This is a genomic window from Pseudomonas sp. FG47 (genome assembly GCF_057809115.1).
Window position 1 is genome coordinate 20,105 of sequence record NZ_JBMDJI010000032.1, and the last position, 23,197, is coordinate 43,301.

At 63.6% G+C, this 23,197-nt stretch carries 21 protein-coding genes; 15 read left to right on the top strand and 6 right to left on the bottom strand.

Translation table 11 applies throughout. From position 1 onward, the window contains the following. Positions 1 to 4: 4 nt before the first annotated feature. The 4 genes from ACODS5_RS19670 to lpxC all read left to right on the top strand — a co-directional run bounded on the left by ACODS5_RS19670 (position 5) and on the right by lpxC (position 4,433). Positions 5 to 874, top strand: a complete 870-nt coding sequence (locus ACODS5_RS19670; RefSeq protein ID WP_134691053.1) for a cell division protein FtsQ/DivIB — start codon at positions 5 to 7, stop codon at positions 872 to 874. A gap of 14 nt (positions 875 to 888) precedes the next feature. Continuing rightward, a complete protein-coding gene (gene ftsA / locus ACODS5_RS19675; protein WP_134691051.1) occupies positions 889 to 2,157 on the top strand; it encodes a cell division protein FtsA in 1,269 nt (422 codons plus the stop codon). 55 nt (positions 2,158 to 2,212) lie between these two features. Next, complete coding sequence (gene ftsZ, locus ACODS5_RS19680; RefSeq protein ID WP_023378838.1) at positions 2,213 to 3,409, top strand: cell division protein FtsZ; 1,197 nt, start codon at positions 2,213 to 2,215, stop codon at positions 3,407 to 3,409. Between the two features lie 112 nt (positions 3,410 to 3,521). After that, a complete protein-coding gene (gene lpxC / locus ACODS5_RS19685; RefSeq protein ID WP_023629817.1) occupies positions 3,522 to 4,433 on the top strand; it encodes a UDP-3-O-acyl-N-acetylglucosamine deacetylase in 912 nt (303 codons plus the stop codon). 230 nt (positions 4,434 to 4,663) lie between these two features. On the opposite strand, the gene ACODS5_RS19690 is transcribed toward lpxC, so the two are convergent. Next, entirely contained in the window at positions 4,664 to 5,113 is a 450-nt protein-coding gene (locus ACODS5_RS19690) for a DUF721 domain-containing protein (protein WP_489109454.1), read from the bottom strand. Between the two features lie 310 nt (positions 5,114 to 5,423). On the opposite strand from ACODS5_RS19690, the gene secA reads away from it, so the two are divergent. The 4 genes from secA to ACODS5_RS19710 all read left to right on the top strand — a co-directional run bounded on the left by secA (position 5,424) and on the right by ACODS5_RS19710 (position 11,254). After that, the gene (gene secA, locus ACODS5_RS19695; RefSeq protein WP_134693964.1) at positions 5,424 to 8,159 is read left to right on the top strand and encodes a preprotein translocase subunit SecA; all 2,736 of its coding nucleotides are present in this window, start codon (positions 5,424 to 5,426) and stop codon (positions 8,157 to 8,159) included. 164 nt (positions 8,160 to 8,323) lie between these two features. Then, entirely contained in the window at positions 8,324 to 9,541 is a 1,218-nt protein-coding gene (gene argJ, locus ACODS5_RS19700) for a bifunctional glutamate N-acetyltransferase/amino-acid acetyltransferase ArgJ (protein ID WP_134693963.1), read from the top strand. A 139-nt stretch (positions 9,542 to 9,680) separates the two neighbouring features. After that, a complete protein-coding gene (locus ACODS5_RS19705; RefSeq protein WP_489109455.1) occupies positions 9,681 to 10,313 on the top strand; it encodes a glutathione S-transferase family protein in 633 nt (210 codons plus the stop codon). Next, entirely contained in the window at positions 10,310 to 11,254 is a 945-nt protein-coding gene (locus ACODS5_RS19710) for a Nudix family hydrolase (protein WP_489109456.1), read from the top strand. Before ACODS5_RS19705 ends, ACODS5_RS19710 begins: the two co-directional genes overlap by 4 nt. 116 nt (positions 11,255 to 11,370) lie before the next feature. Here ACODS5_RS19710 and ACODS5_RS19715 read toward each other — a convergent pair whose 3' ends face one another. The 3 genes from ACODS5_RS19715 to ACODS5_RS19725 are packed head-to-tail and all read right to left on the bottom strand — an operon-like array spanning position 11,371 to position 14,920. Further along, the gene (locus tag ACODS5_RS19715) at positions 11,371 to 11,937 is read right to left on the bottom strand and encodes a cob(I)yrinic acid a,c-diamide adenosyltransferase (protein WP_489109457.1); all 567 of its coding nucleotides are present in this window, start codon (positions 11,935 to 11,937) and stop codon (positions 11,371 to 11,373) included. Between the two features lies 1 nt (position 11,938). Then, a complete protein-coding gene (locus ACODS5_RS19720; RefSeq protein ID WP_134693957.1) occupies positions 11,939 to 13,966 on the bottom strand; it encodes a sensor histidine kinase in 2,028 nt (675 codons plus the stop codon). 36 nt (positions 13,967 to 14,002) lie between these two features. Further along, a complete protein-coding gene (locus ACODS5_RS19725; protein ID WP_134693956.1) occupies positions 14,003 to 14,920 on the bottom strand; it encodes a putative 2-dehydropantoate 2-reductase in 918 nt (305 codons plus the stop codon). 99 nt (positions 14,921 to 15,019) lie between these two features. Between ACODS5_RS19725 and ACODS5_RS19730 the strand changes: the two genes are divergently transcribed. The 3 genes from ACODS5_RS19730 (at position 15,020) to ACODS5_RS19740 (ending at position 17,868) form a co-directional block, all read left to right on the top strand. After that, positions 15,020 to 15,505: a YajQ family cyclic di-GMP-binding protein gene (locus tag ACODS5_RS19730; protein ID WP_011535522.1), complete on the top strand. Its 486-nt coding sequence runs from the start codon at positions 15,020 to 15,022 to the stop codon at positions 15,503 to 15,505. 111 nt (positions 15,506 to 15,616) lie between these two features. Then, entirely contained in the window at positions 15,617 to 16,456 is an 840-nt protein-coding gene (locus tag ACODS5_RS19735) for a mechanosensitive ion channel family protein (protein ID WP_134693955.1), read from the top strand. 167 nt (positions 16,457 to 16,623) lie between these two features. Further along, a complete protein-coding gene (locus tag ACODS5_RS19740; protein ID WP_489109458.1) occupies positions 16,624 to 17,868 on the top strand; it encodes an MFS transporter in 1,245 nt (414 codons plus the stop codon). A 131-nt stretch (positions 17,869 to 17,999) separates the two neighbouring features. On the opposite strand, the gene ACODS5_RS19745 is transcribed toward ACODS5_RS19740, so the two are convergent. Together ACODS5_RS19745 and ACODS5_RS19750 are read right to left on the bottom strand one after the other, a co-directional pair. Further along, positions 18,000 to 19,547, bottom strand: coding sequence for an AmpG family muropeptide MFS transporter (locus ACODS5_RS19745; RefSeq protein ID WP_134693953.1), 1,548 nt, complete (start codon positions 19,545 to 19,547; stop codon positions 18,000 to 18,002). 44 nt (positions 19,548 to 19,591) lie between these two features. Further along, positions 19,592 to 19,945: an MGMT family protein gene (locus ACODS5_RS19750; RefSeq protein ID WP_134693952.1), complete on the bottom strand. Its 354-nt coding sequence runs from the start codon at positions 19,943 to 19,945 to the stop codon at positions 19,592 to 19,594. A gap of 152 nt (positions 19,946 to 20,097) precedes the next feature. On the opposite strand from ACODS5_RS19750, the gene ACODS5_RS19755 reads away from it, so the two are divergent. The 4 genes from ACODS5_RS19755 to ACODS5_RS19770 all read left to right on the top strand — a co-directional run bounded on the left by ACODS5_RS19755 (position 20,098) and on the right by ACODS5_RS19770 (position 23,177). After that, positions 20,098 to 21,105, top strand: a complete 1,008-nt coding sequence (locus tag ACODS5_RS19755) for a DUF481 domain-containing protein (protein WP_489109459.1) — start codon at positions 20,098 to 20,100, stop codon at positions 21,103 to 21,105. 250 nt (positions 21,106 to 21,355) lie between these two features. Next, complete coding sequence (locus ACODS5_RS19760; RefSeq protein WP_134693949.1) at positions 21,356 to 22,087, top strand: HugZ family pyridoxamine 5'-phosphate oxidase; 732 nt, start codon at positions 21,356 to 21,358, stop codon at positions 22,085 to 22,087. Between the two features lie 66 nt (positions 22,088 to 22,153). Then, on the top strand, positions 22,154 to 22,615 hold the full coding sequence (locus ACODS5_RS19765) for an FxsA family protein (RefSeq protein WP_489109460.1): 462 nt from the start codon (positions 22,154 to 22,156) through the stop codon (positions 22,613 to 22,615). Positions 22,616 to 22,883: 268 nt separating this feature from the next. Continuing rightward, a complete protein-coding gene (locus tag ACODS5_RS19770) occupies positions 22,884 to 23,177 on the top strand; it encodes a co-chaperone GroES (RefSeq protein ID WP_003260750.1) in 294 nt (97 codons plus the stop codon). The last annotated feature ends 20 nt before the right edge of the window (positions 23,178 to 23,197 follow it).

The following is a 23,197-nucleotide window of genomic DNA, read 5'->3' on the forward strand; positions in this document are numbered from 1 at the left end:
AATCATGCAAGGCGCGATGATACGTCAGCAGCAACCCGTCACCGGCCGTAGCAAGCCGGTGCCGCGTGGTGCCAGCCGACTGGTGGCCGACGAGCCCGTATCGGCGCGCCTGCCGCGGCCTAGCTTCGGCGGCCTCAAGCGCCTGCTGTGGCCGGTGCTGCTGGTGGCCGCAGGCTTTGGCGCCTATGAAGGCGCCATCCGCCTGATGCCGTATGCCGATCGGCCGATCACCAAGATCGACGTGCAGGGCGACCTCAGCTACATCAGCCAGCAGTCGGTGCAACAGCGCATTGCGCCCTACGTGGCGGCGAGCTTCTTCACCGTCGACCTTGCGGCGATGCGTGTCGAGCTCGAGCAGATGCCCTGGATCGCCCATGCCGAAGTGCGCCGGGTGTGGCCGGACGAGGTGGTGATCCGCCTGGAAGAACAGTTGCCGGTGGCGCGTTGGGGTGACGAGGCCTTGCTCAACAACCAAGGCCAGGCCTTCACCCCGCGCGAGCTGGCCAACTACGAGCACCTGCCGCAGCTGTTCGGGCCGCAGCGCGCTCAGCAACAAGTCATGCAGCAGTATCAGGTATTGAGCCAGATGCTGCGCCCCATGGGCTTTTCCATCGCTCGTCTGGAGCTGCGCGAGCGAGGCAGCTGGTTCCTGACCACTGGCGCGGGTAGCGCCGGCCCAGGCATCGAGCTGCTGCTGGGGCGCGACCACCTGGTGGAGAAGATGCGCCGTTTCATTGCCATTTACGACAAGACGCTTAAAGACCAGATCACCAATATCGCCCGCATCGATCTGCGTTATTCCAACGGACTTGCCGTTGGTTGGCGGGAACCGAATGCACCGACGACGGCCCAACCCGCCGTTGCGAAGAATTAGAGAGAGGCAGGACCATGGCAAACGCGCATAGCGGCAAAATGATCGTCGGGCTGGACATCGGCACTTCCAAGGTGGTGGCGCTGGTGGGTGAAGTCGGCGAGGACGGCACCCTGGAGATCGTGGGCATCGGCACCCACCCATCGCGCGGCCTGAAGAAGGGCGTGGTGGTGAACATCGAATCGACCGTGCAGTCGATCCAGCGCGCCGTGGAAGAGGCCCAGCTGATGGCCGGCTGCCGCATTCACTCGGCGTTCGTCGGCGTGGCCGGCAATCACATCCGCAGCCTCAACTCCCACGGCATCGTCGCCATCCGCGACCGCGAAGTGAGCACCGCCGACCTCGAGCGCGTGCTCGACGCCGCCCAGGCCGTGGCCATCCCGGCTGACCAGCGGGTACTGCACACGCTGCCGCAGGACTACGTGATCGACAACCAGGAAGGCGTGCGCGAACCGCTGGGCATGTCGGGCGTGCGTCTGGAAGCCAAGGTCCACGTGGTTACCTGCGCGGTCAACGCGGCGCAGAACATCGAGAAATGCGTGCGTCGTTGCGGCCTGGAAATCGACGACATCATCCTCGAGCAACTGGCCTCGGCGTATTCGGTGCTGACCGACGACGAAAAAGAACTGGGCGTGTGCCTGGTGGACATCGGTGGCGGCACCACCGACATCGCCATCTTCACCGAAGGCGCGATCCGCCACACCGCGGTAATCCCGATTGCTGGCGACCAGGTCACCAACGACATCGCCATGGCCCTGCGCACCCCGACGCAATACGCCGAGGAGATCAAGATCCGCTACGCCTGCGCCCTGGCCAAGCTGGCCGGTGCCGGCGAGACCATCAAGGTGCCGAGCGTCGGTGACCGCCCACCGCGCGAACTGTCGCGCCAAGCCCTGGCCGAGGTGGTCGAGCCGCGTTACGACGAACTGTTCACCCTGATCCAGGCCGAACTGCGTCGTAGCGGCTTCGAGGACCTGGTGCCGGCCGGCATCGTCCTCACCGGCGGCACCGCGAAGATGGAAGGCGCCGTGGAACTGGCCGAGGAAATCTTCCACATGCCGGTACGCCTGGGCGTGCCGCACAGCGTGCGCGGCCTGAGCGACGTGGTACGCAACCCGATCTATTCCACCGGCGTGGGTCTGCTCACCTACGGTCTGCAGAAGCAGTCCGAGGACCCGTCCCTGACCGGTATCAGCAACAGCAGCAACAGCAACAACAGCTATGGCGATGAACCCAAGGGGCCAGTGCTTGAGCGACTCAAGCGTTGGGTCCAGAGCAACTTCTGAGTTTCAAAGCAGTAGTGGTAGGCGCGACAACTAGAGAACTGTAAGGAGAGGGAAAATGTTCGAGCTCGTAGACAACGTCCCGCAAAGTCCGGTCATCAAGGTGATCGGCGTCGGCGGTGGTGGCGGCAACGCCGTCAACCACATGGTCAAAAGCAACATCGAAGGCGTCGAGTTCATCTGCGCCAACACCGATGCCCAGGCGCTGAAGAACATCGGCGCGCGCACCATCCTGCAATTGGGCACTGGCGTGACCAAGGGCCTGGGTGCCGGCGCCAATCCGGAAGTCGGCCGCCAGGCCGCGCTGGAAGACCGTGAGCGCATCGCCGAGGTGCTGCAGGGCACCAACATGGTGTTCATCACCACCGGCATGGGCGGCGGTACCGGTACCGGCGCGGCGCCGATCATCGCCGAAGTGGCCAAGGAAATGGGCATCCTCACCGTCGCGGTGGTGACCCGTCCGTTCCCGTTCGAAGGTCGCAAGCGCATGCAGATCGCCGATGAAGGCATCCGCATGCTGGCCGAGAGCGTCGACTCGTTGATCACCATCCCCAACGAGAAGCTGCTGACCATCCTGGGCAAGGATGCCAGCCTCTTGTCCGCCTTCGCCAAGGCCGATGACGTGCTGGCCGGTGCCGTGCGCGGTATCTCCGACATCATCAAGCGTCCGGGCATGATCAACGTCGACTTCGCCGACGTGCGCACCGTGATGGGCGAGATGGGCATGGCGATGATGGGCACCGGTTGCGCCAGCGGCCCGAACCGTGCGCGCGAAGCCACCGAGGCGGCGATCCGCAACCCGCTGCTCGAAGACGTCAACCTGCAGGGCGCCCGCGGCATCCTGGTGAACATCACCGCCGGTCCCGACCTGTCGCTGGGTGAGTACTCCGACGTGGGTAGCATCATCGAGGCCTTCGCCTCCGACCACGCGATGGTCAAGGTCGGCACCGTGATCGACCCGGACATGCGCGACGAACTGCACGTGACCGTGGTGGCCACCGGCCTGGGCGCGCGCATCGAGAAGCCGGTCAAGGTCGTCGACAACACCCTGCAGACCGCACAGCAGGTGTACGAGTCGTCCAACCCAGCGCCGGCTCGCCAGGAGCAGCCAGCCGTCAACTACCGTGACCTGGAGCGTCCGACCGTGATGCGCAACCAGGCCCACGCAGGTGCCGCGGCAGCCGCTAAACTCAATCCTCAGGATGACCTGGACTACCTGGATATCCCGGCCTTCCTGCGTCGCCAGGCCGATTAATGGAATTTATCAGGGGTATAAGGGTGATTGGTGTTCAGCAAAGGCCGGGTCTGTTATCATCCCCAGCCTTTGTTGATACCTGTTCGCAATTTGCGCTGAAGCGGCCAATGCCATGATTAGACAACGCACCCTGAAGAATACCATCCGTGCCACAGGTGTCGGCCTGCACTCCGGGGAGAAGGTCTACCTGACCCTCAAGCCTGCGCCTGTCGACACCGGCATCGTCTTCCGTCGCGCCGACCTCGACCCTGTGGTCGAAATCCCGGCGCGCGCGGCCAACGTCGGTGAGACCACCATGTCCACGACATTGGTCAACGGTGACGTCAAAGTCGATACGGTCGAGCACCTGCTCTCCGCCATGGCGGGCCTGGGCATCGATAACGCCTACGTCGAGCTCTCCGCCTCGGAAGTGCCGATCATGGATGGCAGCGCCGGACCCTTCGTATTCCTGATCCAATCGGCCGGCCTGGAAGAACAGGACGCACCGAAGAAGTTCATCCGCATCCTGCGCGAAGTGACAGTGGAAGAGGGCGACAAGCGCGCCACTTTCCTGCCGTTCGACGGGTTCAAGGTGAGCTTCGAGATCGACTTCGATCACCCGGTCCTCAAGGGCCAGACCCAGAGCGCGGTCGTCGACTTCTCCAGCACCTCGTTCGTGAAGGAAGTCAGTCGCGCCCGCACCTTCGGTTTCATGCGTGACATCGAGTACCTGCGCAAGCACAACCTTGCGCTGGGTGGCAGTGTCGAGAACGCCATCGTCGTCGACGAAACCGGTGTGCTCAACGAAGACGGCCTTCGTTCCGATGACGAATTCGTCAAGCACAAGATTCTCGACGCCATCGGCGACCTCTACCTGCTGGGCAACAGCCTGATCGGCGAGTTCAAGGGCTACAAGTCCGGACACGCGCTGAACAACCAGCTGCTGCGCAAGCTGATCGCCGAAACCGATGCCTGGGAAGTGGTCACGTTCGAAGATGCCAGCACGGCACCGATCTCGTACATGCGCCCTGTCGCGGCCGTGTAAGTTCGAACACTCTCTAGTTCATTGAGGCCACCTTCGGGTGGCCTTTTTTATGCCTGCGACTTTGATAGGTAGGGGAGCGGCCTCAACAAACTATGGGCTTGCTTGTGAAGGCCTTGCGCGATTTTCGTAGGAGCCGGCTTGCCGGCGAACCTGGCACTGCGGGGTGTGGCAGGTTCGCCGGCAAGCCGGCTCCTACATGGATCTCGATCTCCTGGGGGGCTTTTTACGGGTTAGCCTTTGGCATGCGCCGCCAGGCGCTCCAGTGCAGCCTTGAGCTTCGGGTCGCTAATGCCCTCGGCCGAGCCACGAATGCTCTGGGCGGCGTTTTCAGACAGTTCCGGCCCTTGGCCTTCGCGCTTGGCCGGCACCAGCGGCGGCTGCACCTTGAACAGAATGCGCGTCAGGTTGGCGAAGGCTTCCAGCGCCAGCAGTTGGCGCTGCAGACGTTTTTGCTGGTAGCGCAGACGCGTGGCCCAGTGGCCATCGGTCACCACCAGCAACAAGGTGCCTTCTTTCCACGATGCCACATGGCAGTGCTCGCGTGCCGCCGGTTGCAACTGGCTTTCCAGCAGGCGCTGCAAATGCTCCAGGCGCTCGGCCTGGTTCAGCAGCAGGCGCAGCGGCCGGGCCTTGCGCAGCAGGTCGGCGGGGGGGCGGGCAGGGGTGGGTTTGTAGGCCATGGAGGTATGCAGAGGGTTACAGGATCGACAGTCTAACAGTTGGGCATTCATCGCGGACTGCCCCGCGATCGGTTGCTGGATCTTGATGCAAGTCATTCGCGATACGTTTCATGTCCGCGCACCTTGAACTTGCGAAAAAAGCCCCTATGTTAGTCAGGCCCCCTAAAAGCGCTGTGCCAGCATCGTGGAAATCCACCACTTTCCTCACCATCGTTTCCGGGTAGAATGCTCGTTCGCATGCGGCCTATGGGCTGCACGGGCGACTTCACGGGGCCGCCCTCCATCCCTACGTGTGGAAGATCCTGCCGATATGTTTGCGCCTTTGTTAAAGAAACTTTTTGGAAGCAAGAACGAGCGTGAAATCAAGCGCATGCTCAAGACGGTGAGCGCCGTCAACGCCTTCGAAGAGAAAATGGTGGCCCTCTCTGACGAGCAACTGCGGGGCAAGACCGCAGAGTTCAAAGAGCGCCTGGCCAAAGGCGAGACCCTCGACCAGCTGCTGCCTGAAGCCTTCGCCGTGGCCCGTGAGGCCGGCAAGCGCGTGATGGGCATGCGTCACTTCGATGTCCAGCTGATCGGTGGCATGACCTTGCACGAAGGCATGATCGCAGAAATGCGCACCGGTGAAGGCAAGACCTTGGTCGGTACCCTGGCCGTCTACCTCAACGCGCTGTCCGGCAAAGGCGTGCACGTGGTCACGGTCAACGACTACCTGGCCCGCCGTGACGCCAACTGGATGCGCCCGCTGTACGAGTTCCTCGGCCTCACCGTGGGTATCGTCTCGGCCTTCCAGCCGCCTGAGGAAAAGCGCGCTGCCTACGCCGCCGACATCACCTACGGCACCAACAACGAATTCGGTTTCGACTACCTGCGCGACAACATGGCCTTCAGCCAGGACGAGAAGTTCCAGCGTGAGCTTAACTTCGCGGTGATCGACGAAGTCGACTCGATCCTCATCGACGAAGCGCGTACCCCGCTGATCATCTCCGGCCAGGCCGAGGACAGCTCCAAGCTGTACATCGAGATCAACCGCCTGATCCCGCGCCTGACCCAGCACATCGAGGAAGTCGAAGGCCAGGTGACCCAAGAGGGCCACTACACCATCGACGAGAAGAGCCGTCAGGTCGAGCTCAACGAAGCCGGTCACCAGTTCATCGAGGACATGCTCACCCAGTCCGGCCTGCTGGCCGAGGGCGAGAGCCTGTACTCGGCGCACAACCTGGGCCTGCTGACCCACGTCTACGCCGGCCTGCGCGCGCACAAGCTGTTCCACCGCAACATCGAGTACATCGTCCAGGAAGGCCAGATCCTCCTGATCGACGAGCACACCGGCCGTACCATGCCGGGTCGCCGCCTGTCCGAAGGCCTGCATCAGGCCATCGAGGCCAAGGAAAACCTGAACATCCAGGCCGAGAGCCAGACCCTGGCCTCGACCACCTTCCAGAACTACTTCCGCCTGTACACCAAGCTGTCCGGCATGACCGGTACCGCCGACACCGAGGCGTTCGAGTTCCAGTCGATCTACGCCCTCAACGTGATGGTGATCCCGCCGAACAAGCCGCTGGCGCGCAAGGATTTCAACGACCTGGTGTACCTGACCGCCGACGAGAAATACGCCGCGATCATCGCCGACATCAAGGAAAGCATGACCCAGGGCCGTCCGGTGCTGGTGGGTACCGCGACCATCGAAACCTCCGAGCACATGTCCAACCTGCTCAAGAAGGAAGGTATCGACCATAAGGTCCTCAACGCCAAGTATCACGAGAAGGAAGCCGAGATCATCGCGCAAGCCGGTGCGCCGGGCGCCCTGACCATCGCCACCAACATGGCCGGTCGCGGTACCGACATCCTGCTGGGCGGTAACTGGGAGGCCGAAGTCGCCGCGCTGGACAACCCGAGCGCCGAACAGATTGCCCAGATCAAGGCCGACTGGCAGAAACGCCACCAGCAGGTGCTGGAGGCTGGCGGCCTGCACGTGATCGCCTCCGAGCGTCACGAATCGCGCCGTATCGACAACCAGCTGCGTGGCCGTGCCGGCCGTCAGGGCGATGCCGGCTCCAGCCGCTTCTACCTGTCGCTGGAAGACAGCCTGATGCGTATCTTCGCCTCCGACCGGGTGAAGAACTTCATGAAGGCGCTGGGCATGCAGTCCGGCGAGGCCATCGAGCACCGCATGGTCACCAACGCCATCGAGAAGGCCCAGCGCAAGGTCGAGGGTCGCAACTTCGATATCCGCAAGCAGCTGCTCGAATACGACGACGTGGCCAACGAACAGCGCAAGGTGATCTACCACATGCGCAACAGCCTGCTGGCGGCCGAGAATATCGGCGACACCATCGCCGAGTTCCGCCAGGAAGTGCTCGATGCCACCATCAGCCAGCACATCCCGCCGCAATCGCTGCCCGAGCAGTGGGACGTGGCTGGCCTGGAGGCCTCGCTGTCCAGCGACTTCGCCATCAAGCTGCCGATCCAGCAGTGGCTCGACGAGGACGATCACCTCTACGAGGAGACCCTGCGCGAGAAGCTGCTCAAGGAAATCACCGACGCCTACCACGAGAAGGAAGACCAGGCTGGCCTCGACGCCCTGCGCACTTTCGAGAAGCAGATCCTGCTGCGCGTGCTGGACGACCTGTGGAAAGACCACCTGTCGACCATGGACCACCTGCGCCACGGTATTCACCTGCGCGGCTACGCGCAGAAGAACCCGAAGCAGGAGTACAAGCGCGAATCCTTCACCCTGTTCCAGGAACTGCTCGAGTCGATCAAGCGCGACACCATCCGCGTGCTGTCGCACGTGCAGGTACGCCGCGAAGACCCGGCCGAGGAAGAAGCCCGTCTGCGCCGCGAGGCCGAGGAGCTGGCCAGCCGCATGCAGTTCCAGCATGCCGCCGCGCCTGGCCTGGAAGGCGAGCAATTGGCCGAGGAGGGCGCTGAAGTCGCCGTCGCGTCGGCCCCTGTGCGCAACGACATGAAGCTGGGCCGCAACGAGCCATGCTGGTGTGGTTCGGGCAAGAAATTCAAGCACTGCCATGGGCAGATCGAGTGATCTGATCTCACCCCTGGCTTGAAATCCCGGGGCTGCCTTGCAGCCCATCGCGACACAAGGCCGCTTCTACAGGAATCGCAGTAATCCTGTAGGAGCGGCCTTGTGTCGCGAAAGGGGCGCGCAGCGCCCCCTCATCCCCCGCATTAATTTCTAGGAGCGCTTACATGGCTGTTGGTCTTGGTCCTTTGCCCACCCTGCACCCGGTTCCCGGTTTCGAACTCGGCATCGCTTCGGCGGGCATCAAGCGCCCCGGGCGCAAGGATGTGGTGGTGATGCGTTGCGCCGAAGGCTCCAGTGTCGCGGGCGTGTTCACCCTCAACGCCTTTTGCGCGGCACCGGTGATCCTCTCCAAGCAACGCGTGCAGGGCAGCGTGCGCTACCTGTTGACCAACACTGGCAATGCCAACGCCGGCACCGGCGCCCCTGGCCTGGCCGCCGCCGAACGCACCTGTGCCAAGCTGGCCGAGCTGGCCGGGGTCCCGGCCGAGTCGGTGCTGCCGTTCTCCACCGGCGTGATCGGCGAGCCGCTGCCGGTCGAGAAGATCGAAGGCGCGCTGCAGGCCGCCCTGGACAACCTGTCGGAAAACAACTGGGCCGAAGCCGCCACCGGCATCATGACCACCGACACCCTGCCCAAGGGCGCCAGCCGTCAGTTCCAGTTCGCCGGCAAGACCATCACCGTCACCGGTATCAGCAAGGGCGCGGGGATGATCCGCCCGAACATGGCCACCATGCTCGGCTACATCGCCACCGACGCCAAGGTCGCGCCCCAGGTGCTCAAGGACCTGATGCTCGACGGCGCCAACAAGTCGTTCAACCGCATCACCATCGACGGCGATACCTCGACCAACGACTGCTGCATGCTGATCGCCACCGGCAAGGCCGATGTGCCGGAGGTGACCGAGGCCCGCGGCGAGCTGTTCGAGGCCCTGAAAAAGGCGGTGTTCGAGGTGTGCATGGAAGTGGCCCAGGCCATCGTCCGTGACGGCGAAGGCGCCACCAAGTTCGTCACCGTGCAGGTCAACGGTGGTGGCAATCACCAGGAATGCCTGGACGTCGGCTACGCCGTCGCCCACTCGCCACTGATCAAGACCGCGCTGTTCGCTTCCGACCCCAACTGGGGCCGTATCCTCGCCGCTGTCGGCCGTGCTGGCGTCCCAGAGCTGGATGTCAGCCTGATCGATGTGTACCTGGACAGCGTGTGCATCGCCAGCAAAGGCGGGCGCAACCCGAGCTACACCGAGGCTCAAGGCTCGGCGGTGATGGCCCAGGAAGAGATCACCATTCGCATCGAGTTGGGCCGTGGCCAGTGCAGCGAAACCATCTGGACCACCGACCTGTCCCACGAGTACGTGAAGATCAACGCCGAATACCGTACTTGATATAACTGGGGCCGCTGTGCGGCCCTTTCGCGGCACAAGGCCGCTCCTACAAGAGCACGCGACCTCCTGTAGGAGCGGCCTTGTGCCGCGAAAGGGCTGCAACGCAGCCCCATTATCCCGAATCCGCTGGAGCCCAATCATGAGCTATCACCTGATCATCGGCGACAAGCTGTATTCTTCCTGGTCGCTACGCGGCGCCCTGGCCCTCGACCTGGCCGGCGTGCCCTACGAAGAAACCCTGGTCAAACTCAACCAGCCCGACACCCGCCAGCGACTGCTGGCCTTCTCAGCCACCGGCAAGGTGCCGCTGCTCAAGACCGAGCACGGGGTGATTGCCGATTCCCTGGCGATTGCCGAATACCTCAACGAACAGCACCTCGCAGCCCGGCTCTGGCCGGAGGACGTCGCCGCCCGTGCCCAGGCCCGCTCGGCCTGCGCGCAGATGCACAGCGGCTTCTTCGCCCTGCGCGGCGCCATGCCGTTCGACCTGTCCCGCGACCAGGCGCTGGAAAGCGTGCCGCTGGATGTGCAGGTCGACATCGACCGCATCGTCGCCCTGTGGTCCGAGTGCCGCCTGGTGGCCAAGGATAGCGGCCCGTTCCTGTTTGGCCGGCCGACCCTGGCCGATGCCTTCTTCGCCCCGGTGGCCGTGCGCCTGCGCACCTACCGCGTCGAGGTACCGGCCGAGGCCGCCGCCTATATCGAAACCATCTACCAGTGGTCGGCCTTCCAGGCCTGGCAGCAGGCTGGCCTGGCGGAGCGTGAAGGGTGAAACGGATTCATGTAGCAGCAGCGGTCATTCGCGGTAACGATGGCCGTATCCTCATTGCTCGACGTGCCGACAGCCAGCACCAGGGCGGTTTGTGGGAATTCCCTGGCGGTAAGGTGGAGGAGGGCGAAAGCGTCGAAGCGGCGCTGGCCCGAGAGCTTCGCGAGGAACTGGGTATCGACGTGACCCGTTCGCGGGCGTTGATCAAAGTCAGCCATGACTACCCGGACAAACAGGTGTTGCTGGATGTCCGCGAGGTCCAGGCGTTCACTGGCGAACCCCACGGCGCCGAAGGCCAGCCGCTCGCTTGGGTTACGCCACGGGAGTTGGCGCAATACGAGTTCCCCGAGGCCAACAAACCGATCGTGGCTGCGGCGCGCCTGCCGGATCAGTACCTGATTACCCCGGATGGTCTGGAAGTGCCGGAGATGCTCAAAGGCATTCAAAGGGCTGTGGCCAGCGGTATTCGCCTGATTCAGCTGCGTGCCCCGGACATGTACGACCCCAAGTACCGTGACGTCGCGGTGGATGCGGTGGGCCTGTGTGGCGGCAAGGCGCAGTTGATGCTCAAAGGGCCGCTGGAGTGGCTGGGAGACTTCCCGTCCGCTGGTTGGCACCTGACAGCGGCGCAGTTGCGCAAATACGCAGCCAAGGGCCGGCCATTTCCGAAAGAGCGGTGGTTGGCGGCCTCCTGTCATAACGCAGAAGAGCTGGCGCTGGCTGAGCAGATGGGCGTGGATTTTGTCACCCTGTCGCCGGTGCAGGCGACTCAGACGCATCCTGAGGCTGCCCCGCTGGGATGGGCTGAGGCGCAGCGGTTGATTGCAGGTTTCAGTCATCCGGTGTTCTTACTGGGTGGGGTAGGGCCGGGTGAGCGTGAGCAGGCCTGGGAAGCTGGGGCGCAGGGCGTTGCCGGGATTCGGGCGTTTTGGCCTGAGATCTGAGTCATTGGGGCCGCTTTGCGGCCCATCGCGACACAAGGCCGCTCCTACAGAAGACCGCGCGATCCTTGTAGGAGCGGCCTTGTGTCGCGATAGGCTGCGCAGCAGCCCCAGCATTCTCAGGCCTCAGGTTTAGGCGCAGGCTGCCACAATACCTCGTCCACACCCTGGCGCCGCCCTATGATCCGGGCTGCGACGAACAACAGGTCGGAAAGTCGGTTGATATAGGCCAACCCCACTCCCTCCAGCGGTTCCACTGCATTCAATTGCTGGCAGCGCCGCTCTGCGCTGCGTGCCAGGCTACGGCACACATGGGCCTGGGCCACCAGCATCGAGCCCCCGGGCAGGATGAAGTTCTTCAGTGGCCCCAGCTCGTCGTTCCAGCGGTCAATCGCGGCTTCCAGGCGTTCCACTTCCGCGCTGCTCAGAGCCTGGTAAGTGGGCATCGCCAACTCACCACCCAGGTCGAACAGCCGATGCTGACAAGGCGCCAGCACTTCGAGCAGCTCGCCAAGACCCGCGTCGGCCAGCCCGGCCAGCAACACCCCCAGTTGACTGTTGAGGCTGTCGACCTCGCCAATCGCCTCGATGCGCGGATGGTCCTTGGGCACCCGGCGTCCATCGCCCAGGCCGGTTTCACCTTTGTCGCCGGTGCGCGTATAGATCTTCGACAGGCGATAGCCCATGTCATGTCTCCGAGTGGGTGGTGGCCTGCGGGGCCGGGTTCAGGGGCAGGCGCAGGGTGAAGCAGGTGCCCTGGCCGGGCGTGGATTGTACTTCCATCTGCCCCTTGTGGTTGTTGGTGATGATGAAGTACGACACCGACAAGCCAAGGCCGGTGCCCTGGCCGATCTCCTTGGTGGTGAAGAACGGCTCGAAGGTGCGCTTGCGCACCGTTTCGGGCATGCCGACGCCATTGTCCTCTACCTGGATTTCCGCCCAGGGTGGGCTCAGCCGGGTACGCAAGGTGATGCGCCCCGGCTCGCTGGGTTGCGGGCGCAGGTGGATGGCCTGGGCGGCGTTCTTCAGCAGGTTGAGCAATACCTGCTCCAGTTCGTTGGCGGTGCAGGGCACCGGGCCCAGTTCGGGGTCGAACTGGCGGACGATGGCCTGGCCCTTGAAGTCGAAGCCGATGGTCAGGTCGAAGTCGTTGCCGGCGATCTCCACCGCCTGGTCGATCAGCGCTGGCAGGTCGCACGGTGCCAGCTGGCGATTGCTGCGGCGGCTGAAACTGAGCATGTGGGTGACGATCTTCGCCGCCCTGGCGCCGGCCTGCTGGATGCCATCGAGCAGTTGCGGCACGTCGCGGCTGTCCAGGTAGCGGTTGACCACCGGCAGGTCGATACCCAGCTCGTTGGCCTGCTCCTGGTTGCGTGGCAGGTCCGGCGACAGGCGCCTGCGGATGTTCTGCACGTTGTGCAGAATCGCCCCCAGCGGGTTGTTGATCTCGTGGGCCATGCCAGCGGCCAGGCCACCGACCGAGAGCATCTTCTCCGACTGCACCATCATTTCTTCCAGTGACAGGCGCTGGGTGATGTCGTCTATGCGGATCACCACGCCGCGCCCGCCACCGCCCATCAGCGGGTAGAAGGTCAGGGCGTAATGGCGCAACTCGTCGCCCTTGGGCCAGGTGACCCGCTCGATCTTGGCCACCCGGTGCTTCTCCACGCTTTCCTTGAGCTGCGGCAGGAACGGCTTGAGCGGTTCGAAGGCGAGGAAAATCGGCTGATTCAGCGCCTCGTCCAGCGGCGTGCCGGAGAGCACCGTGGCTTCGTGGTTCCACTGGGTGACGTAAAGCTGTTCGTCGAGGGCGATCAGCGCCGAGGGCATCGAATCGATGATGCTGTTGAGGTAGTTCTGAAAGCCCGTGAGCTTCTTCTCGATCTTGCTGCGCACCTGGACTTCCAGTTCCAGCTTGCGGTTGGTGTGGCGGGTTTCCTCGGCCAGGCCCTGGGCCTGGTCGTAGGCGTCCTGGAATTCGTCGCGGGTGCGTTTGAGCTGCTGTTCACGGGCCTCGATGCGCGACAGCATGGTGTTGAACGCCTCGGCCAGGCTGCCGATCTCGTCGTCGTTGCCGCGCTGGGCGCGCAGCGCGTAGCTCTCCTCGCGGGTGACCTGGCGCGACAACTCCTCGAGGTTGTTGATCGGCAGGGTGATCAGGCGCTTGATCTGCCGGGCGATGACCAGCCACAGCAGCACGCTGAACACCAGGATCGCCAGGCTGGCCGACAGCGTGCCGGTATAGAACGCGGTGGGCAACTCGCTGCTGGCCACCAGTAGCAGGTGCGCGGGCGGGTTGGCGTTGCGTGGCAGGCGGATCAGCTGGGTGCTGCGAAACTCCATGAGGCGCCAGCCATCGATGTTGCGAAAGCGCTTGGGCAGGGTCAGCGCCTCGCCGTGCTGCAATTGCGCCAGCATGCGCCCGTCGCCGCCGTAGATGGCCGCGGCGCGCAGTGGCGTGTAGCTGTCGAGCTCCTTGAGCAGCGCCGTGGCGGTGTCTGGCGAGTCGCCGGCGCGAGCCGACAACTGTGGGTTGGCCACCAGCTTGCCGATGGTCTGCAAGGCCTGGGGCGCCATGCTTTCCTGGGTGATCCAGTAGGCGGCGCTGATGAAGGCCAGGTTGGCCACCAGCAGGATGGTCACCAATAGCACCAGCAGGGCCGCCAGCAGCTTTTGCCCTACCGGGAGGTTTTCCAGGCGTTGGCGCAGGGTCATGGGTCGGGGCGTGTCCATATCCGGTGGATGGAAGCGTCAATCGCTGCGCAGGCCGCGCGCCTCGAGGTTATCGACCAGGCGCCGCAGCAGACGTTCCAGCTGCGGCACCGCGGCGCCGTGGCGGGCGGCACTGCGGCAGGCATGGCCGAGCAGGTAGTGGACCTCGGTGCGCCGGCCATGGCGAACGTCCTGGTACATCGAAGAGTAGTTGGCCGCGGTGGCGACGATCACCCGTTGCACTTCCTCGTGCAGGTCGCTGGCCGCTTCGGGCTGGCCACAACGGTGCAGCAGGTTGACCAGTTCGTCGCACAGCGGGTCGACTTCGGTCAGGTGTCCGAGCAGGCCGCCATTCTGGCAGTCGTGCAGTACCGTCAGCGGGTTGATCGCACAATTGAGCGCCAGTTTGCGCCATAGGCGAGTAGGGATGTCGAGCGCCCACTGGGCCGGAATACCGGCGTCGTGCAGGTCGTCGAACCAGGATGGCATGCCGGGGCTGGCCGGATCACCCAGCCAGTTGAAGCCGTGCCCGGCAAAGCGAACCTGCCAGTCCGCTTCGCGGAACGCGCCCTCGGTGCTGGAGGCGAAGATGCAGCGGGCGTGCGGCACCTGTTCGGCGACTTCGTCCTGGCTGCCCAGGCCGTTCTGCAGCAGTATCAGCTCGACGCCATGGGCCAGCCTGGGGGCCAGACGCGCCACGGCAGGCGCGGCGTCGTAGGCCTTGCAGGCGACCAGCAGGCGATGGATCGGGCCGGGCGCGTCGAAACTCTGCGCAGGGATCGCATAGTGGTGCTGGGCATCCTGCTCCACCAGCGTCAGCCCGCCCTTGCGTTGATAGGCGGCCAGGCGCTGCTGGTCGCGCAGGATCAGGGCTACCGGTTTGCCGGCGCGGGCCAGGCGGCAGGCCCAGAGACTGCCGAGGCTACCAGCGCCGAGAATATGCCAGGTGCTGCTCATCTGCGTTTCGCAACCCGTTATAATGAGTGCGCATTTTAACCATCAAACCCGACGCGCTCCATCTTCAGGCGAGCGCGCTTTTTTTTCTGGAGATCAACCATGCCTTCGTTCGACGTGGTATCGGAACTGGACAAGCACGAAGTGCAGAACGCCGTCGACAACGCCATCAAGGACCTCGACCGCCGTTATGACTTGAAGGGCAAGGGCACCTTCGAGTTCAAGGACAAGGAGCAGACCGTGCTGCTGACCGCCGAGGAGGAGTTCCAGCTCGAGGCGATGCTGGAAATCCTGCGCCTGGCGCTGGTCAAGCGCAAGATCGACGTCAAATGCCTGGAAACCAAGGACCCCTACGCCTCGGGCAAGGAAAAGAAACAGGAAGCCAAGTTCCGCGAGGGTATCGACAAGGACCTGGCCAAGAAGATCGTCGCCACCATCAAGGATGGCAAGCTCAAGGTCCAGGCCGCCATCCAGGGTGAGCAGGTGCGCGTCACCGGCAAGAAGCGCGACGATCTGCAGGAAGCCATTGCCCTGCTGCGCACCAAGGAATTCGACATGCCGCTGCAGTTCAACAACTTCCGCGACTGATCACGGCATCGGAACCTTGATGGCCTAGTGATGTCCATGAGGTCCCTTGGCCGCTGATGTTTCAGCGGCCTGCTTTACTGTGCACTTGCCGTTCGGCATCAGGAGATGAACATGGATTTGAACGCTGAAGTCGATCAGCTGGTCCGCCAATCGCAAACCTGGATTCCATTGATCATGGAATACGGCAGCCGCCTGTTGTTGGCGCTGCTGACACTGGCCATCGGCTGGTGGATCATCAACAAGCTCAGCGCCCGCCTGGGCAAGCTGGTGGGGCTGCGCGCCGATGTGGCGTTGCAGGGCTTCATCAGCTCCCTGGCCAATATCGTGCTGAAAGTGCTGCTGATGGTCAGTGTCGCGTCGATGATTGGTATCGAAACCACCTCGTTCGTCGCCGCCATCGGTGCCGCCGGCTTGGCTATCGGCCTGGCGTTGCAGGGCAGCCTGGCGAACTTTGCCGGTGGCGTGCTGATCCTGATGTTCCGCCCGTTCCGCATCGGTGACTGGATCGAAGCTCAGGGTGTCGCAGGCACCGTGGACAGCATCCAGATCTTCCATACCGTGGTGCGCACCGGTGACAACAAGACGGTGATCATGCCCAACGGCGCGCTGTCCAACGGCATCATCACCAACACCAATCGCCAGCCGACCCGCAAGGTCGTGTTCGATGTGGGGGTGGACTACGATGCCGACCTGCAGAAGGCGCGCAACGTGCTGCTGGAGCTGGCGCAAGACCCACGCGTGCTGCAGGACCCGGCGCCGCAAGCAGTGATCTCGACCCTGGGCGACAGCTCGATCACCGTGTCGCTGCGTATCTGGACCAAGACTGCCGACTACTGGGACGTGCTGTTCATGCTCAATGAGCATGCCCGTGACCGGCTCAAGGCCGAAGGCATCGACATTCCGTTCCCGCAGCGGGTCATCCGCGTGGTGCAGGAGAGCGCGGTGCAGTAATCCGCTTCGTCACCCTCGCTGTTCATCGTGGGGTAAGCCTGTTCCTACAATCTTGTGGGGATGGGCTTACCCCATGTTGCTTTTCGTGCCCTTACACTTGTTCACAGCACAGGCACTGTCAAATCTGGCATATAGCCTGACCCCGCCCTCAATACCTGATGCCCGCCATGAAGCCTCTGTTGTATATCACCCCTCTGCGCGCCTTGCTGTTCGGCTTGACCCTGGCGCTATTCGAACTGCTGACCTACCTGGCCAGTGACGCCGTGATGCCCGCCATGCCAGTGGTGGTCGGTGACTTGCGGGCCAGCCCCGAATACATCCCCCACGCACTGAACCTCTACCTGCTCGGTGGCGTGGTGCTGCAATGGCTGATCGGCCCCCTGGCCGATCGATTTGGCCGGCGCCCGATGTTGCTGGCGGGCTGCCTGTTCTTCGGGCTGGCCTGCCTGGCTACCTTCTGGGTTCAGGATATTGGCCTGTTCAACCTGCTGCGTCTGCTACAAGGCATCGGCCTGGGCTTCGTGGTCACGGTCAGCTACCCGGCGCTCAACGAGGCCTTCAGCGAGGCCGACGCCGTGCGCATGATGGCTTTGCTGGCCAACATCGCGCTGCTGTCGCCGTTGCTCGGCCCATTGGTGGGTACCTTGATGCTGCAATGGCTGGACTGGCGCTGGCTGTTCGTCGCTTTCGCCCTGGGCGCGGTACTGTGCTGGGGGCTGCTGTACCGCCTGATGCCAGAGACCCTCGGCGTGGAGCGCCGCGATGGCTCGCGCCTGGCGTTCACGCCGATTCACCTGATGCCACTGCTGGCCGGCTATGCCCAGTTGCTGGGCAACCGGCGTTTCGTTGCAGGTAGCGCGGCGCTGGGTCTGGTGGGGTTGCCACTGATCGGTTGGATCGGCCTGTCGCCGGTGCTGCTGATCCACGACGAGGGCCTGAGCACGATGGACTATGCGTTGTGGCAGTTGCCGGTATTCGCCGGGCTGATCCTCGGCAACCTGATCATCAACCGTATCGCCGATCGCTATCCGTTGCCGGCGCTGGTGCGCGGCGCGCTATGGCCGTACCTGGCGGGGCTGGGGCTGATGGTCCTGGCCACCTGGTGCTGGTCGTCGGTGACCAGCGTGGTGGCGGGCATGTCGCTGTATGCCCTGGGTCTGGGCGTGGCTAACGCCGTGCTGTACCGCATGACGCTGTTCTCCAGCGAACAGAGCAAGGGCCTGGTGTCGGCCATGCTGGGCATGATCACCATCGCGCTGCTGGGGCTGGGCGGCGTGGTGCTGGCGATGCTTGGCGCCGGGGCGAGCCTGCTGCACTTCGCCGTCGCCGCGGGTGTGGCAGGGGCGCTGGCGCTGTTGCCCTTGTGGTTCGTGGTGGGCAGGCGTTTCGGGGAAGGGGCTGTCACTCAGTAAACCCGAGTCCTGCAGGAGCGGCCTTGTGCCGCGAAAGGGGCGCAGCGCGCCCCCGGCAATAGTCATGTTGGAGGCTCTGATTGCCGGGGCCGCTATGCGGCCCTTTCGCGGCACAAGGCCGCTCCTACGGTTCAGGGTTGCTCGGCGGCAGAGTTACTCACCGGCACCGGCTTTCCCCGGCCGGCCTCCTGGCGCCAGTGCAGGGCGATCAAGATCAGTGTCGGCACGCCCAGCAGGGCGGTGATCAGGAAGAAATCGTGATAGCCGAACTTCTCCACCATCACCCCTGAGTAGCCGCCGATCAGGCGCGGCAACAACAGCATGATCGAGCTGAGCAGGGCGTATTGGGTGGCCGAGAACTTCAGGTTGGTCAGGCTCGACAGGTAGGCGACGAACGCCGAGGTGGCCAGGCCTGAGCTGAAGTTGTCCAGCGAAATGGTCACCACCAGCATTTCCAGGTTCGGGCCCATGTCGGCCAGCATCAGGAACAGGATGTTGGTGGCCGCCGAGGCCGCGCCGCCGATGAACAGGATCGGCAGGATGCCGAAGCGCACGATCAGCAGGCCGCCGGCGCCGGCGCCGACCAGGGTCATGATCAGGCCGAAGATCTTGCTGACGCTGGCGATCTGGTCCTTGGTGAAGCCCATGTCGATATAGAACACGTTGGCCATCACGCCCATCACCGTGTCGGACATCCGGTAGGTGGCGATCAGCCCGAGCAGCAGCAATGCCTGCCAGCGGTAACGCATGATGAAGTCGTTGACCGGCGTGAGCACCGGCGCCAGGCCGCGGCGGCCCAGGGACGACAGGCAAGCCCAGGTCAGCAGCACGTAGAGGATCAGGCGCAGGAAGGCGCGGTCCTCGAGCAACAGGTCGAGCATGGTCGCGTCGCCGAAGACCACGCTGGCCCAGTCGGTGTTGAACATCTGGGTGAAGCTGGCCGGCACCGAAACCAGCAGGATGATCAGCACGAACACCGAGGCCAGTTGGTGCGTCAGCCCATAGCGTGCGGCCGACAGTTGGGTGCGCAGGGGCACTGGCGGTTCGCGCATCACCAGGGTGGTGAAGACGGCGGGCAGCATCAACACGCCAAACAGCACGTAGGTGCCGGTCCAGGCTTCATGCAGGTAGCTGAAACCGGTGGAGCCGAACCACTCGGCAAAGAACAGCGCGCCGGCTGTGGCAAGCAGTGCGGCGACCCGATAACCGGCCATGTAGCTGGCAGCCAGGGCGGCCTGGCGCTGGTCATCGGCGATCTCCAGGCGGTAGGCGTCGACCGCGATATCCTGGGTGGCCGAGGCGAAGGCCACCAGCACAGCCAGGGCGATCAGCCACGACAGGTGCTTTTGCGGGTCGCAGAAGCCCATGCCGATCAGGCCAAGTACCACCAGCACTTGCGACAGCAGCAACCAGGAGCGGCGTCGGCCCATGCCGCCGAGCAGCGGCAGGCGCCACTGGTCGAGCAGCGGCGACCACACCCACTTGAAGGCGTAGGCCAGGCCGATCAGGCTGGCATATCCGATGGTTTCACGCGCGACACCCGCCTCGCGCAGCCATACCGAGAGGGTCGAGAACACCAGCATGTACGGCATGCCGGCGGCGAATCCGAGCAGCAAAAGCACCAGGGTTGACGGGCTGGCATAGGCAGCGAGCGCAGCGCGCCAGGTTTTACGGGGCATGGGCCAACATCTGCCTCAAGGTTTGCGAAAACAAAGCGCGCACTCTAACCGCTGTGCTCCATCGGGCGCCAGCCATGGCGCGCCATATCCACACGATTATTGGCCACATTCACGCCTTCTGCGCGCAAGCGGGCGCGTTGTTCGTCGCCCGAGGGTGTGCCCAGCGCCAGGCTCAGCCGGCCACCAGCGCCGAGCACGCGATGCCAGGGCAGGCGGGTGTCGCCAGGCAGCTGCCCCAGGGTACGGCCAACCCAGCGCGCCGCGCGGCCAAGGCCGGCCAGCTCGGCCAGCTGGCCGTAGCTTACCACCTTGCCGCTGGGGACTTGGCCCAGCACCGAGTACAGCGCCATTCGTCGGGCCTGTGCGTCTGCTGGAGGTGGTGCTAGTGGCGTGGGCATCACGGCGCCCCTGGCCTGTGGATGAAACCGGACAGGCGGTTTGGGTAAATGCGAGTGGAACTCATCGACATGAGGTGGGTCTGTCCTTGCTCAGGGCCGGGGTATCTGGATAATGCCCGGCTTTTTCGTCGAATCGAACCCGTATTGCATTTATGTATTCTAGAACCCTGCTGTGCCTCGTTGCCGTTTCCCTGTGCGCCCCAGCGCTCGCTGACACCGTGTGGATGAAGAACGGTGACCGCCTGAGCGGCAAGATCAAAGTCTTCGACGGCGGCAAGTTGCTGTTGGAAACCCCTTATGGAGGCTCCATCGCCCTGGACTGGAAGCAGGTGCAGACCCTGGAGAGCGACCAGGAGCTGCTGGTCAAGCAGGATGCCTACAGTGGCGAAAAAGCCAAGTCGCTCAAGGCCGCCGAGCCGGGCAAGGTGACCTTGGCCAATGGCGAGGCGCCGAAGACCGTCGAATTGGCCAGCATCGAGCAGATCATGAAACCGCGACCGCTGCTTGAGGACTTCCTGTGGAAAGGCAATGTCGATGTGGCGATGGACTACAAGCGCGCCGAGAACAATACCGACGACTATGACGTCAGTTTCAAGACCACCGCCCGCCACGGGCGCTGGCGGCACAACGCCGAAGGCGAGTACAACCGCGAGACCAAGGATGACGTCACCACCACCAATAACTGGAGCGCCGAGTACGCCCTGGACCGCTTCATCACCGATAAGTGGTTCTGGCAGGGGCGGTTGGAATACAAGCGCGATCATATCGAGGACCTGGCCCGCCAACGCACCCTCGGTACCGGCCCGGGCTATCAGTTCTGGGATGACGAACTGGGCGCGTTCTCGCTGGGCTCGCTGATCAATCGCACCGATTTCGAGTACCGGGATGGTCGCCAGGACAACTTCTATGCCGCCGCGGTGAAGTGGGATTACAACCGTTACCTGATTGGCAAGAAGGTCGAGTTCTTCACCAATGGCGAGTTCGGCAGGCCGTTTAGCAGTGTCGCCGACTACTCGCTGGATGCCGAGTTGGGGCTGCGTTACAAGGTGACCGAGTGGGCGTCGTTGAACCTCAAGGCCGAAAAGGACGTTATCAGGGGCACGCGTGACAGCGACCTGGACAAGACGCGGTATACCGCCGGATTCGGTGTTACCTGGTAAGACGATCCTGCAGGCGCTATGCGTGCCCTTTGTAGGAGCGGCCTTGTGTCGCGATAGGGCCGCAAAGCGGCCCCGACGATGTCTGCCTCGTCGCTGAGATCCTGGGGCTGCTGCGCAGCCCTTTCGCGACACAAGGCCGCTCCTACAGGGATATGCGTAGCTCCAGGCCTGCGCAGCATACCTAGTGGCGGCAGCGGGTGATAATGCTTATCTTGTCACTCATCCAGTCCGCCGCCAGGAGCCCACACCCGTGAGTACCAACGCCCTTCGCCCCGCCCGGGAACTGCTGCTCAAGGAGTATCGCGGTGTCCTCTCGACCCACTCCAAGTCGATGCCCGGCTTTCCTTTTGGCTCGGTGGTGCCCTACTGCCTGGATGCCGAGGGCCATCCGCTGATCCTTATCAGCCGCATTGCCCAGCACACCCATAACCTGCTCAAGGATCCCAAGTGCTCGATGCTGGTGGGCGAGCGCGAAGCAGAAGATGTGCAGGCCGTCGGGCGCCTGACGGTGATGGCCGAGGCCCACAAGCTCAGCGACGAGCCCGCCATCGAAGCGGCCGCGGCGCGCTACTATCGTTACTTTCCCGAGTCGGCGAATTATCACAAGGCCCACGATTTCGACTTCTGGGTGCTGCAACCGGTGCGTCACCGCTACATTGGCGGGTTCGGTGCGATCCACTGGCTCGACCAGGTGACCCTGGCCAACCCGTTTGCCGGCTCCGCCGAGGCGAGCATGATCGCGCACATGAACAGCGACCACGCCAATGCCATTGCCCACTACGTCGAGCTGACCGGGCTGCCGCGTAGCGTGCCTGCCGAACTGGTCGGTATCGACAGTGAAGGCATGCACCTGCGCATCGGCCAGGGCGTTCACTGGCTGGCGTTTCCTGAAACTTGCAACACGCCGACACAAGTCCGCGAGGCCTTGGTACTGCTGGCCCGCGCTGACCAGTGGCCAGTGGCGGCGGCGGTCGAGGGTTGAAAATCGGCAGCAGGGCATCCATCTGATGGTCTTACAGGAAGATTCTCTTCCATCGAGGAATGCTTGATGCGTGCTTTTCTACTGCTGTTTCTACTCTTCCCTGTGCTGGAGCTGTTCGTCTTCGTCAAGGTCAGCGCCGCCATCGGTTTCTTTCCGGCGCTGCTACTGATCATCGCCGGTTCCGCCCTGGGTGTGCTGGTGATGCGCGTGGCTGGCCTGGCCACCGCCTTGCGTGCCCGGGAAAGCCTGCAGCGTGGCGAACTGCCCGCCGAGGACATGTTCCAGGGCCTGATGCTGGCGGTCGGTGGCGGCCTGCTGCTGCTGCCAGGCTTCATCAGCGACGTGTTGGGCCTGCTGTGCCTGTTGCCGTTCACCCGGCGCCTGGTGGCGGCGAATATGCGCCGCCGTGCCGAGGAGCAGGCCCTGCGCCAACGAGCCTTCCAGGATGATCCGTACCAGGCGCAACCGCGTGATGGTGGCCATCGCCCCAATGTGATCGAGGGCGAGTACGAGCGTCGTGACAAGTAACGGCGTCCAGTGCTGTGGCTTGCCGCATCGCGGGGCAAGCCGGCGGCCACATCGGCCTTGAAAGGCCAGGTAAAAAAAATTCCCTATCAAGCCTTGTAATCAATTTTGTCGGCCTCATGTATGTGGTCACCGCAAGGTTTCTGGTGGTGACACCAGGCATGACACACGTGGTTCGCCCGTCGCGGGCCACTCCCGGCAACGCCGGACCGTATCAACCTGCCGGTGTCGACACCGGCCGATGAAAACCACTATTTGGGAGAGATCGACAATGAAGCTTCGTCCTCTGCATGACCGCGTCGTTATCCGCCGCAGCGAAGAAGAATCGAAAACCGCTGGCGGTATCGTCCTGCCGGGTTCGGCCGCTGAAAAACCAAACCGCGGCGAAGTCGTCGCCGTCGGCACCGGTCGCATCCTGGACAACGGCGAAGTGCGCGCGCTGGCCGTGAAAGTGGGTGACAAAGTGGTTTTCGGCCCTTACTCGGGCAGCAACACCGTGAAAGTCGATGGCGAAGACCTGCTGGTCATGGCCGAGAACGAAATCCTCGCCGTTATCGAAGGCTGATTTCCCCGACTTCCCGTTAC

Coding starts and splice junctions, on each gene's coding strand:
- ACODS5_RS19670 (WP_134691053.1), top strand. CDS start 5: ATGCAAGGCGCGATGATACGTCAGCAGCAACCCGTCACCGGCCGTAGC.
- ftsA (WP_134691051.1), top strand. CDS start 889: ATGGCAAACGCGCATAGCGGCAAAATGATCGTCGGGCTGGACATCGGC.
- ftsZ (WP_023378838.1), top strand. CDS start 2,213: ATGTTCGAGCTCGTAGACAACGTCCCGCAAAGTCCGGTCATCAAGGTG.
- lpxC (WP_023629817.1), top strand. CDS start 3,522: ATGATTAGACAACGCACCCTGAAGAATACCATCCGTGCCACAGGTGTC.
- ACODS5_RS19690 (WP_489109454.1), bottom strand. CDS start 5,113: ATGGCCTACAAACCCACCCCTGCCCGCCCCCCCGCCGACCTGCTGCGC.
- secA (WP_134693964.1), top strand. CDS start 5,424: ATGTTTGCGCCTTTGTTAAAGAAACTTTTTGGAAGCAAGAACGAGCGT.
- argJ (WP_134693963.1), top strand. CDS start 8,324: ATGGCTGTTGGTCTTGGTCCTTTGCCCACCCTGCACCCGGTTCCCGGT.
- ACODS5_RS19705 (WP_489109455.1), top strand. CDS start 9,681: ATGAGCTATCACCTGATCATCGGCGACAAGCTGTATTCTTCCTGGTCG.
- ACODS5_RS19715 (WP_489109457.1), bottom strand. CDS start 11,937: ATGGGCTATCGCCTGTCGAAGATCTATACGCGCACCGGCGACAAAGGT.
- ACODS5_RS19720 (WP_134693957.1), bottom strand. CDS start 13,966: ATGACCCTGCGCCAACGCCTGGAAAACCTCCCGGTAGGGCAAAAGCTG.
- ACODS5_RS19725 (WP_134693956.1), bottom strand. CDS start 14,920: ATGAGCAGCACCTGGCATATTCTCGGCGCTGGTAGCCTCGGCAGTCTC.
- ACODS5_RS19730 (WP_011535522.1), top strand. CDS start 15,020: ATGCCTTCGTTCGACGTGGTATCGGAACTGGACAAGCACGAAGTGCAG.
- ACODS5_RS19735 (WP_134693955.1), top strand. CDS start 15,617: ATGGATTTGAACGCTGAAGTCGATCAGCTGGTCCGCCAATCGCAAACC.
- ACODS5_RS19740 (WP_489109458.1), top strand. CDS start 16,624: ATGAAGCCTCTGTTGTATATCACCCCTCTGCGCGCCTTGCTGTTCGGC.
- ACODS5_RS19745 (WP_134693953.1), bottom strand. CDS start 19,547: ATGCCCCGTAAAACCTGGCGCGCTGCGCTCGCTGCCTATGCCAGCCCG.
- ACODS5_RS19750 (WP_134693952.1), bottom strand. CDS start 19,945: ATGCCCACGCCACTAGCACCACCTCCAGCAGACGCACAGGCCCGACGA.
- ACODS5_RS19755 (WP_489109459.1), top strand. CDS start 20,098: ATGTATTCTAGAACCCTGCTGTGCCTCGTTGCCGTTTCCCTGTGCGCC.
- ACODS5_RS19765 (WP_489109460.1), top strand. CDS start 22,154: ATGCGTGCTTTTCTACTGCTGTTTCTACTCTTCCCTGTGCTGGAGCTG.
- ACODS5_RS19770 (WP_003260750.1), top strand. CDS start 22,884: ATGAAGCTTCGTCCTCTGCATGACCGCGTCGTTATCCGCCGCAGCGAA.